The 16,343-nt window shown below is 65.7% G+C and carries 12 protein-coding genes; 8 read left to right on the top strand and 4 right to left on the bottom strand.

Annotated elements, in window-relative coordinates; translation table 11 throughout:
* Positions 1-27: 27 nt before the first annotated feature.
* The 6 genes from aceK to ACSQ25_RS00430 all read left to right on the top strand — a co-directional run bounded on the left by aceK (position 28) and on the right by ACSQ25_RS00430 (position 5,944).
* The gene (aceK, locus tag ACSQ25_RS00455) at positions 28-1,830 is read left to right on the top strand and encodes a bifunctional isocitrate dehydrogenase kinase/phosphatase (RefSeq protein ID WP_436103762.1); all 1,803 of its coding nucleotides are present in this window, start codon (positions 28-30) and stop codon (positions 1,828-1,830) included.
* Positions 1,823-3,022, top strand: a complete 1,200-nt coding sequence (locus ACSQ25_RS00450; RefSeq protein WP_436103761.1) for an acetyl-CoA C-acyltransferase — start codon at positions 1,823-1,825, stop codon at positions 3,020-3,022. The genes aceK and ACSQ25_RS00450 overlap by 8 nt, the downstream gene beginning before the upstream one ends.
* A gap of 171 nt (positions 3,023-3,193) precedes the next feature.
* Positions 3,194-3,862: an SDR family oxidoreductase gene (locus tag ACSQ25_RS00445; protein ID WP_436103760.1), complete on the top strand. Its 669-nt coding sequence runs from the start codon at positions 3,194-3,196 to the stop codon at positions 3,860-3,862.
* Positions 3,863-3,893: 31 nt separating this feature from the next.
* Positions 3,894-5,021: an acyl-CoA dehydrogenase family protein gene (locus ACSQ25_RS00440; RefSeq protein WP_436103759.1), complete on the top strand. Its 1,128-nt coding sequence runs from the start codon at positions 3,894-3,896 to the stop codon at positions 5,019-5,021.
* A complete protein-coding gene (locus ACSQ25_RS00435) occupies positions 5,018-5,578 on the top strand; it encodes an N-acetyltransferase family protein (protein ID WP_436103758.1) in 561 nt (186 codons plus the stop codon). Before ACSQ25_RS00440 ends, ACSQ25_RS00435 begins: the two co-directional genes overlap by 4 nt.
* A 192-nt stretch (positions 5,579-5,770) precedes the next feature.
* Complete coding sequence (locus tag ACSQ25_RS00430) at positions 5,771-5,944, top strand: hypothetical protein (protein WP_436103757.1); 174 nt, start codon at positions 5,771-5,773, stop codon at positions 5,942-5,944.
* A gap of 16 nt (positions 5,945-5,960) precedes the next feature.
* Here ACSQ25_RS00430 and ACSQ25_RS00425 read toward each other — a convergent pair whose 3' ends face one another.
* The 4 genes from ACSQ25_RS00425 to ACSQ25_RS00410 all read right to left on the bottom strand — a co-directional run bounded on the left by ACSQ25_RS00425 (position 5,961) and on the right by ACSQ25_RS00410 (position 13,412).
* Positions 5,961-7,004: a S66 peptidase family protein gene (locus ACSQ25_RS00425; RefSeq protein WP_436103756.1), complete on the bottom strand. Its 1,044-nt coding sequence runs from the start codon at positions 7,002-7,004 to the stop codon at positions 5,961-5,963.
* Between the two features lie 84 nt (positions 7,005-7,088).
* On the bottom strand, positions 7,089-9,941 hold the full coding sequence (locus ACSQ25_RS00420; RefSeq protein ID WP_436103755.1) for a TonB-dependent receptor domain-containing protein: 2,853 nt from the start codon (positions 9,939-9,941) through the stop codon (positions 7,089-7,091).
* Between the two features lie 185 nt (positions 9,942-10,126).
* Complete coding sequence (locus ACSQ25_RS00415; RefSeq protein ID WP_436103754.1) at positions 10,127-11,872, bottom strand: ABC transporter substrate-binding protein; 1,746 nt, start codon at positions 11,870-11,872, stop codon at positions 10,127-10,129.
* A gap of 4 nt (positions 11,873-11,876) precedes the next feature.
* A complete protein-coding gene (locus tag ACSQ25_RS00410) occupies positions 11,877-13,412 on the bottom strand; it encodes a serine hydrolase domain-containing protein (protein ID WP_436103753.1) in 1,536 nt (511 codons plus the stop codon).
* 178 nt (positions 13,413-13,590) lie between these two features.
* Here ACSQ25_RS00410 and ACSQ25_RS00405 point away from each other — a divergent pair, with 178 nt between their 5' ends.
* Complete coding sequence (locus ACSQ25_RS00405; RefSeq protein WP_436103752.1) at positions 13,591-14,829, top strand: nucleoside recognition domain-containing protein; 1,239 nt, start codon at positions 13,591-13,593, stop codon at positions 14,827-14,829.
* A 10-nt stretch (positions 14,830-14,839) separates the two neighbouring features.
* A complete protein-coding gene (gene dacB / locus ACSQ25_RS00400; protein ID WP_436103751.1) occupies positions 14,840-16,336 on the top strand; it encodes a D-alanyl-D-alanine carboxypeptidase/D-alanyl-D-alanine endopeptidase in 1,497 nt (498 codons plus the stop codon).
* Positions 16,337-16,343: the final 7 nt, after the last annotated feature.

The raw sequence follows: 16,343 nt of genomic DNA, 5'->3' as shown, positions 1-16,343 counted from the left end.
CACCTCGGTCCACGCGCGAGACGAACGATGACCCAGCAAGCGTTCCCCAAACTGCTGTCTTCCCAGATCGCATTCGACATCGCGCGCACCATCCTGGACGGCTTCGACAAGCATTACCGCCTGTTCCGCCAGGCCAGCCAGCAGGCCCGCCGTTACTTCGAGACCGCCGACTGGGCCACCGCCCAGCAAGCCGCGCGCGAGCGCATCGATTACTACGACCAGCGCGTGCAGGAATGCGTCCGCATTTTGCAGGACGAATACCAGCCCGAAGAACTCCTCGACCCGGTCTGGCGCGAAACCAAGCTGCATTACATCGGCCTGCTGTCCGGCCACAAGCAGCCGGAACTTGCCGAAACCTTCTTCAACTCGGTCAGCTGCATCATCCTGCACCGCAGCTATTACCATAACGATTACATCTTCGTGCGCCCGGTGATCTCCACCGAGTACATCGAGAACGACGAGCCGCTGCCGACCTACCGCGTCTACTATCCGGCCGCCGACGGCCTGCGCTTCGCCCTGCGCCGGGCGGTCACCAACTTCCAGTTCGACCTGCCCTTCGCCGACCTCGACCGCGACGTCGCCAGCGTCGAGGCGCGCATGAGCGAGGCCTTCGGCCTGGCGCGTGCGGAACCGAACCTGCAGCTGCAGGTGCTCTCGAGCCCCTTCTTCCGCAACAAGGCCGCCTACATCGTCGGCCGCGCCATCAACGGCCCGCGCGACTATCCCTTCGTGATCCCGGTGCTGCACGACCGCCATGGCCAGCTGGTGCTGGACACGGTGCTGACCGACGTCTACCACATCACCCTGCTGTTCAGCTTCACGCGCGCCTACTTTTTGGTCGACATGGAAGTGCCCTCTGCCTACGTGGGTTTTCTGCGCAGCCTGATGCCGCGCAAGCCGCGCAGCGAGATCTACACGGTGCTGGGCCTGCAGAAGCAGGGCAAGACTCTGTTCTACCGCGACTTCCTGCAGCACCTGAAGCACAGTTCCGACCTGTTCCGCATCTCACCCGGCATCCGCGGCCTGGTGATGCTGGTGTTCGAGCTGCCTTCCTTCCCCTACGTGTTCAAGGTGATCAAGGATTTCTATCCGCCGCCGAAGGACACCACGCGCGCCCAGGTCAAGGAAAAGTACCTGCTGGTGAAGCACCACGACCGGGTCGGGCGCATGGCCGACACCCTCGAGTATTCCGACGTCGCCTTCCCGCTGGCGCGCTTCTCGGAAGAGCTGCTGGCCGAGCTGCAGCAGCACGCACCCTCGCTGGTCGAGATCGAAGGCGAGCGCATCATCGTGCGCCACCTCTACATCGAACGCCGCATGGTGCCCCTGAATATCTACCTGTCCGAGGCCCAGGCGGCGGGCGACGAGGAGCGCATCGAGCACGGCGTGCGCGAATACGGCAATGCGATCAAGGACCTGGTCGCCGCGAATATCTTCCCCGGCGACATGCTGTACAAGAATTTCGGCGTCACCCGCCACGGCCGCGTCGTGTTCTACGATTATGACGAAATCGACTACCTCAGCGACTGCAACTTCCGCGACATCCCGGAAGCGCGCAACGAAGAGGACGAGATGGCCTCGGAACCCTGGTACCCGATCGGCAGGCACGACGTCTTCCCGGAACAATTTGGCCGTTTCCTTCTTGGAAATCCGACCATCCGGCACTACTTTATGAAGCACCACGCGGAGCTCCTGACCCGCGCGTATTGGCAATCCCACAAAGACCGCATCCTGGAAGGCGTCATCGACGACGTGTTTCCTTACCCCCAGCAGATCCGATTCTGCAACCGGACAACCCCACCCATTTTGGAGAACCTACACAATGAATGATCCAGTCGTTATCGTCGGCGCCGCCCGTACCCCGATGGGCGCCTTCCAGGGCGATTTTTCGTCGAAGTCGGCGAGCGACCTCGGCGCGGTGGCGATCAAGGCCGCGGTGGAACGCGCCGGCGTCGACGCCAACAGCGTCGAGCACGTCTACTTCGGTAACTGCCTGATGGCAGGCCAGGGCCAGGCCCCGGCGCGCCAGGCCCTGATCAAGGCCGGCCTGCCGCTGTCGACCGGCGCCGTGACCCTCTCGAAAATGTGCGGCTCTGCCATGCAGGCCGCGATCTTCGCCCATGACCAGCTGGTGGCCGGCAGCGCCGACGTGGTCGTCGCGGGCGGCATGGAATCGATGACCAACGCCCCCTACCTGATCCCGAAAGCACGCGGCGGCTACCGCATCGGCCATGCGCCGATGTTCGACCACATGATGCTCGACGGCCTGGAAGACGCCTACTCGCGCAACGAGAAGACCGGTGAAGGCCGCTCGATGGGGACCTTTGCCGAAGAGTGCGTGGCCACTTACCAGTTCACGCGCGAAGAGCAGGACAACTTCGCGATCGAATCGGTCAAGCGCGCCCAGGCCGCCAACAATGAAGGCTGGTTCAACTGGGAAGTAGCGCCGGTCTCCGTCGCCACCCGCACCGGCGAGCTGCTGGTCGAGAAGGATGAAGGCCCGATGAAGGCCAAGGTCGACAAGATCCCTTCCCTGAAGCCGGCATTCAAGAAGGACGGCACCGTGACCGCCGCCTCGTCCTCGTCGATCAATGACGGCGCCGCCGCCCTGGTGATGATGCGCGAATCGAAGGCCAAGGAACTGGGCCTGACCCCGATCGCCCGCGTCCTCGGCCACGCCACCCATGCCCAGGAACCGAACCTGTTCACCACCGCCCCGATCGGCGCGATGCAGAAGCTGTTCAAGAAGACCGGCTGGACCGCGGGCGACGTCGACCTGTTCGAGATCAACGAAGCCTTCGCCGCGGTGCCGATGGCCGCCATGCGCGAGCTCGACATCCCGCACAACAAGGTCAACATCCACGGCGGCGCCTGCGCCCTGGGCCACCCGATCGGCGCCTCGGGCGCGCGCATCATCGTCACCCTGCTGGGCGCACTGAAGCGCACCGGCGGCAAGCGCGGCGTTGCATCGCTGTGCATCGGCGGCGGCGAAGCCACCGCGATGGCGATCGAGCTGGTTTAATTGCATCGACGGCTTTACGCCGTTGTAGGGTGGGCGGGGGAAAACAGTCCAGTGGACTGTTTTCCCGCCCGCGCGTTCAACCAGCAGATGCGTTAACGATATGCTGGTTATATTTGAACGCGCGGGCGGCAGAGCCGCCCACCCTACGAAAAACCACACAAGGAGCCTGCCATGCCTACTGTTCTGATCCTCGGCGCCTCGCGCGGCATCGGCCACGAAATGGTGCGCCAGTACCGCGAGGACGGCTGGCGCGTGATCGCCACCGCCCGCAAGCAGGAAGACTGCGACGAGCTGACCCGGATGGGCGCGACCGCCCACCAGCTCGACGTCACCAGCGCCGATTCGATCGCCGCGCTGGGCTGGCGGCTCGACGACGAACAGGTCGACGTGGCCTGGCTGGTGGCCGGCGTCTACGGTCCGTCGGGCTCGGGCTTCCCGACCGGCCCGGAATTCGACACCGTCATGCACACCAACGTGCTGGCGGCGATGCGCCTGCTCCCGATCATCGGCCCACTGGTGGCCACCCGGGGCGGCAAGCTGGCCGTGCTGTCTTCCAAGATGGGCTCGATCGGCGCACGCAACTCGACCGAAGCCACGCTGTACCGCGCCAGCAAGGCCGCGCTCAACTCGGTGCTGGCCGATGCCGCCATCACCTACGGCGCGCAGGGAGCGACCTGCGTGTCCTTCCACCCGGGTTGGGTCCAGACCGACATGGGCGGCGCCGGGGCCACCCTCACGCCCGAACAGAGCGTGCGCGAGCTGCGCGCCACCCTGGCGCAGCTGGACAAGTCCAGCAACGGCGCCTTCCTCGACCGCGACGGCACGCCGATCCCGTGGTAAGCCCATAACGCATGACAAACAACGAGACACCATGATTCTGAGCGAAGAACACCAGATGATCCGCGACGCCCTGCGCAGCTACGCGCAGGAGCGCCTGGCCCCCAACGCCGCGCGCTGGGACCGCGAACACTACTTCCCCAAGGAAGAACTGAAGGAACTGGCCGGGCTGGGCGCCTTCGGCGTCGCGGTGCCGGAGCAGTACGGCGGCGCGGGCCTCGACTACGTGTCGCTGGCGCTGGTGCTGGAAGAAATCGCGGCCGGCGACGGCGGCACCTCGACCATCATCTCGGTCAACAACTGCCCGGTCTGCTCGATCGCCATGATGTATGCGAACGAGGAGCAGAAAGAACGCTTCCTGCGCCCGCTGGCCCAAGGCGAGATGCTGGGCGCCTTCGCCCTCACCGAACCGCATACCGGCAGCGACGCCGCGGCGCTGCGCACCACGGCCGTGCGTGACGGTGACGACTACGTCATCAACGGTACCAAGCAGTTCATCACCAGCGGCAAGTACGGCGACGTCGCCATCGTCATGGCCGTCACCGACAAGGCGGCCGGCAAGAAGGGCATCAGCGCCTTCTGGGTACCGACCGACACCCCGGGCTACATCGTCGCCGGCATCGAAGAGAAGATGGGCCAGCACTCCTCGGACACGGCGCAGATCGTGTTCGACAACTGCCGCGTGCCCGCCGCGAACCTGATCGGCGAGGAAGGCATGGGCTACAAGATCGCCCTGTCCGGCCTCGAGGGCGGCCGCATCGGCATCGCCTCGCAGTCGGTCGGCATGGCGCGCGCGGCCTACGAGGCGGCGCTGGCGTATGCGAAAGACCGGACCAGCTTCGGCAAGCCGATCTTCGAGCACCAGGCGGTGCAGTTCCGCCTGGCCGAGATGGCGATGCAGATCGAGGCCGCGCGCCAGCTGATCCTGCATGCTGCGTCGATGAAGGACGCGGGCCTGCCCTGCCTGAAGGAAGCCGCGATGGCCAAGCTGTTCGCCTCCGAGATGGCCGAACGCGTGGTGTCCAGCGCCATGCAGGTGTTCGGCGGCTACGGCTACGTGGCCGACTTCCCGGTCGAGCGCATCTACCGCGACGTGCGCGTGTGCCAGATCTACGAAGGCACCAGCGACATCCAGAAGATCCTGATCGCGCGCGCGCTGTGATCAGCATTCGACCTGCGGCGCAAGAAGACCTGCCGGCGCTGTTCGCCTACCTGGGCGAACAGCTGGCGGAAAACGGCCGCGACGGCCTGCTGTTCCAGCCGATGGCGCCGACGACGGACGGCGTGCCGGCTGCCATGCGCGAGCGCTTCGCGGCCGGCGTGGCGACGCCGGTGGGCCAGCCCGGCTGGCGCCAGGTATGGATCGCGCTGGATGACGACGGCGCGGTGGCCGGCCACATCGACCTGCGCGGCCGGCCGGAACCGGCCTCCAGCCACCGTGCCCTGCTCGGCATGGGCGTGCGCCACGACCTGCGCCGCGCCGGCCTCGGTACCCGGCTGGTGCGGGAGGCGCTGGCCTGGGCCCGCAGCGCCGGCTTCGCCTGGGTCGACCTCGAGGTGCTGGCGCAGAACCACAAGGCGCGCGCGCTCTACGTGCGCACCGGCTTCCATGAAACCGGCGAAGTGGCGGACCTGTACCGCATCGGCGACGCGCAGGTCGGCGCGGTGTCGATGAGCATGCGCTTGACTGAAGCCGCCACTTCATGCCACCCGCATTGACCGGCAAGAGGGCCGCCCTATACTGGGCCGAGGACTCCTCTCCCCCGCTCCCTCCTCGTTTCCCTGTGCCTGCTGGGTGAGCGCGACGAGCCGCCGTATCCGCTCAAGGGCACGCGCGCCTACTACAAGGGAATCGCCGACCTGTACCGCAGGTTCCTGGACTACCGGGGCGACGCGACCGTCTACGTCACGGTGGGCGCCGACGGCGTCCCGACCAGCGCCAGCACCTATGGCGTCCCGCACCGCGAATTCGCGCGCTACCTGGCGATGATCGGCATGGTGCAGCGCTTCAAACCCGCGCTGTGCGGCGGCGCGCCCTGCGAGATGATCTTCCCGCTCAGGTTCCGTTTCCAGGTGCAGAAGTAGGCGCTTTCGGCTCGGTTCAGGAAACGGCGGGTTCGAGCAGGGTCACGGTTTGGGCCGCGGTGTCGAGCCGGGCCTGGATGCCCATCGGGACCGTGAACTGGTGGCGGATATGGCCGATCGAATACCCGGTCACCGCCGGGACGGTCAAGGGTTTGAGGTGCTGGTCGAAGGTTTCGTCGAGGCTCAGCGAGCGCTTGCCCTCCTCGGGCGCGCAATCCTCGCAGACGCCGACCATGACCCCGGCCGCACTGGCGAAGCCGAATGAAAGATCGAGCTGGGTCATCCAGCGGTCCAGCCGGTAAGGCGCCTCGTCCACCTCTTCCAGGAACAGCAGGCCGCCGCGGAAGTCGGCCGCATACGGCGTACCGCACAGCGCCGCCACGATCGACAGGTTGCCGCCCAGGAGCGGGCCGCTGGCCACGCCCGAGGTCAGGGTGCGGATGCCGAAATGCGGCGCGGTCTGCGCCTTCAGGACGTTCTCCGGCGCCATCGGGATCGTGTAGGTGGCGCGCGGATCGCACAGCACCGCCAGCATGTGCTCGCGCGGGTAATCGGCCAGCGTGGACGAGGCCACCGGACCATGGAAGCTCACCAGGCCGGTCTTGTTGTGGATGGCCAGGTGCAGCGCGGTGATGTCGGAGTAGCCGAGCAGGATCTTCGGGCTGCGGCGGATCAGTGGATAGTCCAGGCCGGACAGCAGCGAGATGCAGCCGGAGCCGCCGCGCACCGGCCAGATCATCTTCACTTCGGGGTCCGCGAACATGGCGTGCAGGTCGGCCAGGCGCTGCTGGACCGCGCCGGCATAGTTGCCGTGCACGGCGCGCAGGTAAGTACCCACTTTCACACGCAGGCCCAGTGCTTCGATGTTGCGTACGGATTTTTCGATCGTGCTGTCGCTGGCGTAGCCGCCGGGGGCGATCAGGCCGACCAGGTCGCCGGGGCGCAGGCGCGGGGGTTTGATGAGGCGTCTTGCGGCACGCGCGGGGGCGGCGGCGGCAAGGCCGGGAGTGGAAACAGCGGCGGCGGCAAGGGTGCCGAAGCCGCGTCGACTGAGCATCATGCGGAACTGGCTATCCAATGAAAACGGCCCGCGCCGCGGAGCCGGGATGCCTCCGTCGACAGCGGGCCGCCTGAAGCGATCAACTTAGAAGAACTTGTAGGTCGCCATCAGGGTGAACGAACGGCCACGCGGGTCGGCCACGCGCGGCTCCCACGAGCTGCCTGCACCGGTGTTGCTGTCGTAGGTGATCGCGAACGGCGGATCTTCGTCCAGGAGGTTCTTGATACCCGCGGTCAGCGTCACGTTCTTGATGCCGGTGTAGGTCGTCGTCAGGTGGAAGATCGAGTAGGCATCCACTTTCGGATTGTAGTTCGACGGTTTCACCAGGCCGTTGGCCACGCCCGGCAGCACCTGGTCATCGTAGCCGGCACGGTAGATGTTCTGCAGCATGGTGCTCCAGTTGCCGAACTTGTAGGTCGCGTAGGCGCTGTGCTTCCACTTCAGGCCCAGGTCGCCGGTGAAGGTGAAGCGGCCCACTTCGCTCTTGCCGAATTCCGCATTGGTAGTGGCGCGCGACTTCTTCTCGAGCAGGCGCGAACCGTCGATACCCAGGGTCCACTGCGAGCCGGTGCTGAATTTACCGTTAAAGCGGGCACCCAGCTCGAGGCCGCGGGTAATGCGCTCGCCGGCGTTGACCCAGCGCTGGTCGATGACGGTGATATTGCCCGTTGCCACGTCGCGGCCGAAACGATTTGCGAACAGGTTGTAGTTCGCCACCATGGTCGCGGTGCTGAACGAATCGATGGTGTTCTGCTTGCGGATCTCCCACAGGTCGGCGTTGGCCGAGAACCAGTTGAACGGCTCGATCACGACGCCGACGGTGCCCTGCTTCGCGGTTTCCGGACCCAGGTCGCTCTTGCCGCCGGTCCAGATGGTCGGGGTGATCGACTCGCAGCCCGGCTTGCTCGCGTCGACCAGACCGGTCGGGCACTTGGCCGGATCGACCAAGTCCTTGCCGGCGTACGGCGACTCGGTGATGCCGTTGAACAGCTGGTTGAACGACGGGGCGCGGAAGCCTTCGTTGTACGAACCGCGGAACAGCAGCTGCGGCATCGGCTGGTAACGGAACGAGACCTTCGGGTTGGTAGTGCTGCCGATGCCGCTGTAGTGGTCGCGGCGGACGGCCAGCGTCACTTCCAGGTCCTTGGTCACCGGCACCAGCAGCTCGGCGTAGATCGCCTTGATGTCGCGGTGCACGCCGTCCAGCGCGTTGGTGTCGTCGAATGGCGCGTTCAGGATCGCCGGACGGGCGGCCGAAGCGCGCTTGTCGCCATTGAACTTGTACTCTTCACGGCGCAGGTCGAAACCGAGCGCGCCCATCACGGCGCCGGCCGGCAGGTTGAACAGCTCGCCCGACAGGGCGCCGTCGACCTGGGTCAGGATGGTCTTGCCGCCGTACAGGGTGACGCCGGCGGCCGAGGTGCTCTTGATCAGGTCAACCGCTTCCTGCGACTGGGTCTGGCCCGGCAGCAGGAAGGGGTTGATCTTGCCGCTGCCCAGGGCGTTGGCCAGGGCGACGGTGTAGTTGAAGCCGGTGCCCAGCAGCGATTCCGACTCGCTGAAGGCGCGCGAAGCGCCGACACGGTAGTCGAAGCTGCGGCCGAACAGGTTGACCGGGCCGTCGGCGCCGATCAGCAGGCGCGCGGCTTTGCTTTCGGTCACGATCTCACGGTTGCCGCACTCCATGCAGCGCCAGCGGTAGGCGATCGGCAGGCCGTAGTTGGCCGCGACGCTCGGGAACACCTTGACCAGTGCGTTGTACACGGTGTCGTAGGCGGCGCCGGTGCGCGGGTAGAACGACGATGCGCCAAAGGTCGATGCCGACGGCGAGATCTGGTTCGGCGAGAAGCGCTTGGCCACTTCGACGTTCGAGCCCACGCCTTCGATGAAGAACTGGTGGTCGCCCGACTGGAAAGTGGCGCGTGCCAGCGCGTTGCTGTTCTTGACCGGCTGCTGCAGCACGGCCGCGCGGCCGGTGTCCCAGGCGCAGCCATAGGCGGCGCCGGCGCTGTTCCACAGCTTCTCGTCGTACGGACCCATGCCGTCGATGCTGGTGCAGCCCGCGCCGCCCGGCAGGTCGAGGATGCTGACGCCGCTATAGGTGGTGCTGCCGCCGCCAGGGATGGTCGGGCCGGTGCCGGTGCGCGACAGCAGCGACGGGCCGACGCTGGTGGCGAACACGTTGGCGTGCGGCGAACCGCGGGTGTCGACCGAGACGCCGCGGTCCGGCTGGAAGGTGTTCACGAAGTCGCGCTGGTCGCCGCGCAGGGCCTTGTTCTGGCTGTGCGAGAAGGTGGCCAGCACATTCCAGCCGTCGGTCTGCAGGTCGCCCCAGCCGCCGGTGATGGAAGCACGGCCGATCTCGCTGCCGCCCGCCTCGGTAACGTCGACGAAGGCCTGGGTTTCCAGACCCTTGTAGTTCTTTTTCAGGATGAAGTTGATCACGCCGCCGATCGCGTCGGTGCCGTAGATCGCGGAAGCGCCGTCCTTCAGCACCTCGACGCGCTCGACCGCCGCCATCGGGATCGAGTTCAGGTCGACCGCCGAGCCCTTCATGCCGTGGGTCGCCACGCGGCGGCCGTTCAGCAGCACCAGGGTCGAATCGGCGCCTTGGCCGCGCAGGTTGGCGGATGAAGCGCCATTGTTGCCGCGCTGGGCGCCCGAAGTGACGTCGGCGTTCGAAGCCAGGTTGTCCGAGCCGTTGCCGTTGACGTTCAGCGTTGCGATCAGTTGCTCGGCGGTGACGATACCCTGGTCTTCCAACTGCCTGGCAGTGATGATCTCGACCGGCAGCGCGCCTTCCTTGGCGATGCGCTTGATGCTACTGCCGGTGATCTCGACACGCTGCATCGGGCCGGTCGTCTGCACGTTCTGTGCGATGGCCGGGCTGACCGCTCCCATCAGGGCGATCAAATGGGCGAGCTTCTTTAACTTCACGCGTTTCTCCTAACGTTTTCCCTTGGCGGTCGCGGGGGATCGACCGGATTTTCGTAGCCGCAATGTCTTTGCATTACGTTATTTTTCGATTTCAGAGTAAGGCCCCTGTCTAGGCCTATCCAATGAAATATCCGGCGGCCAGTATAACTAACAGGAATGTTTTATTTAGGAAAAACTCACGGATACTAGCGCGTCACTCTGCCAGAACGTGCTCTTTGCGCAACATCGACATCCAGATAGCGCCAGCTCGTGAATTCGACCGGATGGCGTTTGTAGTTTTTCAACCACGGATGGCGCAGATCGCCCGATAAAACATGGGTCAAAGGCACCCAGGGGTTATACGCGTGGATCAGCTGGTTCATCTCGAAATACAGTTTCTGGCGCGCCGGTCCATCGCTCAAGAGCCGTGCCTGTTCATAGCGTTCGTTATAGGCCGGCAGGTTGAAGCGCGCATAGTTGGCGCGGCCGGCATTCGGGCCGTACAGCAGCTGGTAGAAGTTGTCGCCGTCGGGGAAGTCGGCGATCCAGTTACTCTCGAACATCTGCACCGTGCCCAGGCGCGAAGCCTTGATGATCTCGGTCTTCTTGTCCGACTTGAAGCTCACGCGCAGGCCGATCGCGTTCAGGCACTTGCGCCACAACTCGTCGCGCAGGCGGCCGCCGACCGTGGCTTCGCTGTGCATGGTCAAGGTCAGCGGCCGGTTGTCGGGGGTGCGCCTGAACCCGTCCGGGTCGCGCCGGGTATAACCGTAGCGGTCCAGCAGCGCATTCGCCAGCGCCGGGTCATAGGGCACCGGACTGCGGTAATTCGGGTCGTAGCCCAGCACATTGGGCGGCAGCGGCGATTCGGCCTTGATCGCAAAGCCCTTCTTCAACAGGGCGATGTCCTCGGCATTGTTATAGGCCAGCGAGATCGCCCGCCGCAGCGCCACCTTGTCCTTGCCGTAGCCGCCGACCACCGGGTCGTTCATGTTCATCCACATGTAGTAGGTCTGCAGCACCGGGAAGCGCGACAGCACGATGCCGCGCGCCGCCAGCTCCGGCTTGAGCTGGCCGTCGCGCACCACCATGTCGGTCATCGATTCCGGGATCTGCTCGAGGTAGTCGTACTCGGCGTTCAGGAAGCCCAGCATGCGGCCCTGGAATTCCTCGGCGATGCGCACCTCGATCCGCTCCACCCGCGGCAGGCGCTTGCCTTCCAATGCCGCGGCGATGGCCTTGTCTTCAGGATTGTCGCCCGGCGTGGCGTGGAACACGGCGGTCGAATACGGATTGGCCAGCAAGACGATGCGGTCGCTGCGCTTCCACTCGCCGACCATGAAGGGGCCGGTGCCGACCGGGTGGTTGCCGGCCTGGCCCGGATAGGCCTCGATCACTTCGCGCGCTACCGCGCCTGACGCGGGTATCGCCAGATAGAACAGGAAGTTGTTGTCCGGAGCCTTCAGGCGGATGCGCAAGCTGTGGCGGTCGAGGGCGCGCAGCTCGGTCACCCCCTCGAACATGGCGGCCCAGGGCGACCTGGTTGCCGGGTCGCTCAGGCGCTTGATGCTGTAGACGTAGTCCTGGGCCGTCATCTCGCGCTTCACCCCTTTGAAAGCCGGGTCGGGCGTGAAATGAATGCCGGGGCGGATGCGGAAGGTATAAGTCAGGCCGTCCGCGCTCACCTCGGGCATGGCGGTGGCGGTGTTCGGGCGCAGCCTGGCCGGGCGCGCCAGGTAGTCGTAGCGCAGCAGCGGATCGAACAGGTTTTCGAGCAGCGACAGGGTGGCATTGTCCGAGGCCACGGCCGGGTCCAGACCGGTCTCGCTGGTGGACAGGAACATGCGCAGGACTTTTTCCTGCGCGGGCGCCCTGGTCGGCGCTTGCGCGCCCGCGCTGCCGGCGCACAGCAGGGGAAACAGGAGGGCGGCGGCGCTCAGGCGGAGTTTCATGGCGCTATTGCTTCACTGGCGTAAGGGTGATCTCCTGGACCTTGGGCTCGCGTTCGGGGGTGAGCGTGAATGCGACGTTCACCGTGCCGCGCTCGCCATGCAAGGGGAAGCTGCCACGCAAGCCATTTTCGGCCTTGATCGGGCCGACCGAGGTGATCTTCCCGATCGGCTCCAGCTTTTCGCGCGCGTGCGCGATCCAGTCTTCGCGCGAGCGGTCGAGGAACAGGTTTTCGGCCGCGATCGCGCTTCCCAGGGACGCATCCCACGACTGCAGCAGCTGTGCCACCTGCGTATGGCGCGTCGCCAGGATCGGCGATACGGCGACCGGCCGCGGGCCAAGATCGGCACGCTCGACCAGGATGGCCAGCGCTTTGGCCGTCGGCCCGTAGACCGGCCCGTAGCGCAGGTTGGTGAAGGCAAACACCCCCACGCCATGGTCCGGTGCGAAACGGTACTGGCTGCCAAAGCCGGGCAGCCCGCCCGAATGGCCCGAGCTTACCACTTGGCGGCTGTCGCGCGACCAGACCAGGCCGTAGCTGTAGAAACTGACGTTCGGGTTCGGCGTTTTGCCGTCGCTCAGGGTGGCCCTGGCACCCAGGCCCGCAAACACCTGCGGCAGCTGCATCTCGCGCAGCGTGGCACGGCGCAGCGGTCCGCGATCTGGTTCGCTGCGGGCCGGCCAGGCGTCCAGGTGGAAGGCGACGTAGCGCGCAAAGTCATCCATTGTCGTGATCAGCCCGCCCATCGCGGCGCCGTCGCCATCGGGCAGGATCGGCTCGAGCTCCCAGTGGTCGCGGTCCCAGCGGTAGCCCAGCGCGAGCTTGCCCGGCGAGGCTTGCGTATATTCCCAGCGCGTGTTGTTCATGCCGAGCGGCCGCAGGATCTCGCGCGTGACGTAGTCCTGGAAGCGCATGCCCGAGACCTTGCTCACCACCTTGCCCAGCAGGATGTAGCCGAGGTTGCTGTACTCGAAAGTATGTCCGGGCGCGTTGGAAAACGACAGTCCGGCGCCAATCAACTGTTCGATCCTGGCGCTGGGAAGGGCCATCTGGCGGTCGCCCCAGGGATTGTCCTCCGGCAGCCCGGTAGTCATGGTCATCAGCTGGCGAATCGTCAGCGCCGGCGAGTCGGTGGTCGGCAGCTGGATGCGGCGCAGTTCGGGCAGGTAGTTGGCGACCGGATCATCGAGCCTCAGCTTGCCATCGTCACGCAGCTTCAGCGCCGCCATCGCCACAAAGCTTTTCGTCATCGAGGCGATGCGGAATTCGCTTGAGCTGGTCGCCGGGATCTTGCGTTCCACGTCGGCCAGGCCGAGCGCACGGGCATGCACCAGCTTGCCGTCGAGGACCACACCATAGACCAGGCCCGGCAGGTGTTCCTTGCCGGCCAGGTCCGTATACATCTTGTCTATTTCGGGCAGGAGCGCAGCCACGCGTTCACTACGGCTCGCGGCTGGCGCCTGCGCGTAGGCATGCACGGCGGCGACGCTGCCGAGGACGAAAACGAGGCTGCACAGGCTAGGGCGAAATGGACGACGCATGCTGGTCTCTTTTGTGGTGTGGAAAAAAGATTATGCCCTGATTCTGATGCCATTGAGCAAACAAAAAAATGACTCATAACTTTTCAACATGGCTCAAACGCATTCTTTCATCTGCGCAGCTTGCTCTCGGCCTATACTCTCCGCTGCACAATCGCAAGACCTCAGCGGCAGTAATCATATGGCACTCAATTACATCTGGACTGGCTTTTTCCTCGTCGGCTTCATCGCGGCACTCGCGCAGTGGCTGTTCCTGGGCGACTCAGAAATCTTCAAGCGCATCATCGACGGCACCTTCTCGTCGGCCAAGATGGCGGTGATGGACATCGCCCTGCCGCTGGCCGGCGTCATGACGCTCTGGCTCGGGATCATGAACGTCGGCGAGAAGGCCGGCGCCATCAAGCTGTTCGCGCGCGTCATCGCCCCCTTCTTCTCGCGCATCTTCCCGGGCGTGCCGAAAGACCATCCGGCCAACGGCCACATGGTGATGAACTTCTCGGCCAACATGCTGGGCCTGGACAACGCCGCCACCCCCTTCGGCCTGAAGGCCATGGAAAGCCTGCAGTCGCTGAACCCCAGCAAGGACGAGGCCAGCGACGCCCAGATCATGTTCCTGGTGATCCAGACCTCGGGCCTGACCATCATCCCGCTGGCGATCATGGCCCAGCGCGCGATCCTGGGCGCGGCCAACCCGGCCGACATCTTCATCCCGACCCTGATCGCGACCTACTGCTCGACCATGACCGGCATCATCGCCGTCAGCCTGCGCCAGCGCATCAACCTGCTCCACCCCGCCGTCTTCGGCTGGATCGGCGGCCTGACCGCCCTGATCGGCCTGCTGGTCTGGTACTTCACGGTCTTCCTCGACAAGGCGCAGATCCAGCTGGTCTCGGTGGTCGCCGCCAACCTGATCCTGTTCTCGGTCATCGCCGCCTTCATGGTCGGCGCGCTGGCGAAGAAGGTGAACGTGTTCGAAGCCTTCATCGAGGGCGCCAAGGGCGGCATCGAAACCTCGCTGAGGATCATTCCCTACCTGGTCGGCATGCTGGTGGCGATCAGCGTGGTGCGCAATTCGGGCATCCTGGGCTGGATCGTCAGCGGCTTCGCCTGGATCTTTACCGCACTCGGCCTGCCCACGGACTTCGTCGGCGCGCTGCCGACCGCGCTCATGAAACCGCTGTCGGGCAGCGGCTCGCGCGCCATGATGATCGATGCGATGACCACCTACGGGGTCGACTCCTTCGTCGGCCGCCTGGCCAGCATCCTGCAGGGCGCCGCCGACACCACCTTCTACATCATCGCGCTGTATTTCGGCTCGGTCGGCATCCGCAAGAGCCGCTATGCGATCGGCTACGGCCTGCTGGCCGACCTGGCCGGCGTCATCGGCGCCATCTTCGTCGCCTATCTGTTCTTCGGTTAAGGAGTTGTTCATGTTCCGCCGCCTCGCCCTTGCCACTGTTCTCGTCGCTGTCTTCGGCAGCGCCCACGCCCAGCTGCCGGCGCCGCTGGCGCAGGTGCTGGCCCAGCAGGGCCTGCCGGAAGACGCCCTCGCGGTGCTGGTGCTCAAGGGCGACAGCGCGCTGCTGTCGCACCAGGCCGACCGGCCGATGCAGCCGGCATCGACCATGAAGCTGGTGACGACCATGATCAGCCTGGAACGCCTCGGTCCCGCCTTCCGCGGCCGCACCGAGCTGCGCACCACGGGCGACATCGAGAAGGGCGTCCTGCGCGGCAACCTGATCCTGAAGGGCGGCGCCGACGCCGACTTCTCCGGCGAACACCTGGAGAACATGCTGCGTGCCCTGCACTACCAGGGCATCCGCCGCATCGAGGGCGACCTGGTGCTGGACCGCAGCCTGTGGGAACCGGCCCGCCTCGACCTCGGCCTGCCGCCCTTCGACGAGTCGCCCGAGGCGTATTACAACGTGATCCCGGACCCGCTGCTGGTCAACAAGAACATGCTGCAGATCGACATGCGCTCGACCGGCAAGCGCCTGAAGCTGGAGATGCAGCCGGCGCTCGACCGCGTCAGCATCGGCTCCGATATGACCCTGGTCGACGCCGACTGTGCGAAGTGGGAAGACGGCTGGAAGCTGCCGGAAGCGGTGCGCCAGAAGGATGGCCGCATCAAGGTGATCCTGCACGGGACCTTCCCCAAGGAGTGCGCGCGCAGCTACAGCATCAACGTGCTGGACCGCGACGACTACCTCGACCGCCTGTTCCGCCAGAAGTGGAAGGAACTGGGCGGAAAATTCAGCGGCAAGACTGTGGCGGGCACGGCGCCGCCGGAGTCGCGCCTGCTGGCCGAGCACACCTCGCGCATGCTGCCGGAGCTGGTGCGCGACACCAACAAGCCCTCGGACAACCTGCTGGCACGCACCCTGTTCCTGAGCCTGGGCAGCCTGCAGCCCGATCCGGCGGCCGGCAGTTTCGCGCTGCCGCCGAATGGCGAAACCACCTTTGCGCGTTCGGATGCCGCGGTACGCGAATGGATGCGCAGCCAGCGCATCGACGATACCGGCTTCGTGATCGAGAACGGCTCCGGCCTGTCGCGCACGGAACGCATCACGGCCCAGCAGATGGCTTATCTGCTGCAGGCCGGCCTGCGCAGCAACTGGGCGCCGGAATTCCAGGCCAGCATGCCGATCGCCGGCATCGACGGCACCCTGCGCCGCCGCCTGCAAGGCACGCCGGCGGCAGGCCGGGCGCGCCTCAAGACCGGCACGCTGCGCAACGTGGTGGCGCTGGCGGGCTATGTGCCGGATGCGAACGGGGTGCAGAACGTATTCGTCGCGATCGTGAACAGCGAGGATGCGGGCAACGGGCGCGGGCGCGCGGTGCTGGATGCGCTGGTGGATTGGGTGGCGCGGTCGGGGGCCGTTCAACAGCAGCAGCCGGCCGTGCAGGCGGCGCCTGTGGCGCCGTAAGCGACAG

The organism is Massilia sp. LjRoot122 (assembly GCF_964252725.1).
Classification (GTDB): Bacteria; Pseudomonadota; Gammaproteobacteria; order Burkholderiales; family Burkholderiaceae_D; genus Telluria.
This window is presented reverse-complemented; position numbering and strand designations above follow the sequence as displayed.

Bases quoted from the DNA above. Each gene is read 5' to 3' on its own strand.
- ACSQ25_RS00450 (WP_436103761.1), top strand. From the start codon at position 1,823: ATGAATGATCCAGTCGTTATCGTCGGCGCCGCCCGTACCCCGATGGGC.
- ACSQ25_RS00405 (WP_436103752.1), top strand. From the start codon at position 13,591: ATGGCACTCAATTACATCTGGACTGGCTTTTTCCTCGTCGGCTTCATC.
- dacB (WP_436103751.1), top strand. From the start codon at position 14,840: ATGTTCCGCCGCCTCGCCCTTGCCACTGTTCTCGTCGCTGTCTTCGGC.
- aceK (WP_436103762.1), top strand. From the start codon at position 28: ATGACCCAGCAAGCGTTCCCCAAACTGCTGTCTTCCCAGATCGCATTC.
- ACSQ25_RS00415 (WP_436103754.1), bottom strand. From the start codon at position 11,872: ATGAAACTCCGCCTGAGCGCCGCCGCCCTCCTGTTTCCCCTGCTGTGC.
- ACSQ25_RS00445 (WP_436103760.1), top strand. From the start codon at position 3,194: ATGCCTACTGTTCTGATCCTCGGCGCCTCGCGCGGCATCGGCCACGAA.
- ACSQ25_RS00410 (WP_436103753.1), bottom strand. From the start codon at position 13,412: ATGCGTCGTCCATTTCGCCCTAGCCTGTGCAGCCTCGTTTTCGTCCTC.
- ACSQ25_RS00440 (WP_436103759.1), top strand. From the start codon at position 3,894: ATGATTCTGAGCGAAGAACACCAGATGATCCGCGACGCCCTGCGCAGC.
- ACSQ25_RS00425 (WP_436103756.1), bottom strand. From the start codon at position 7,004: ATGATGCTCAGTCGACGCGGCTTCGGCACCCTTGCCGCCGCCGCTGTT.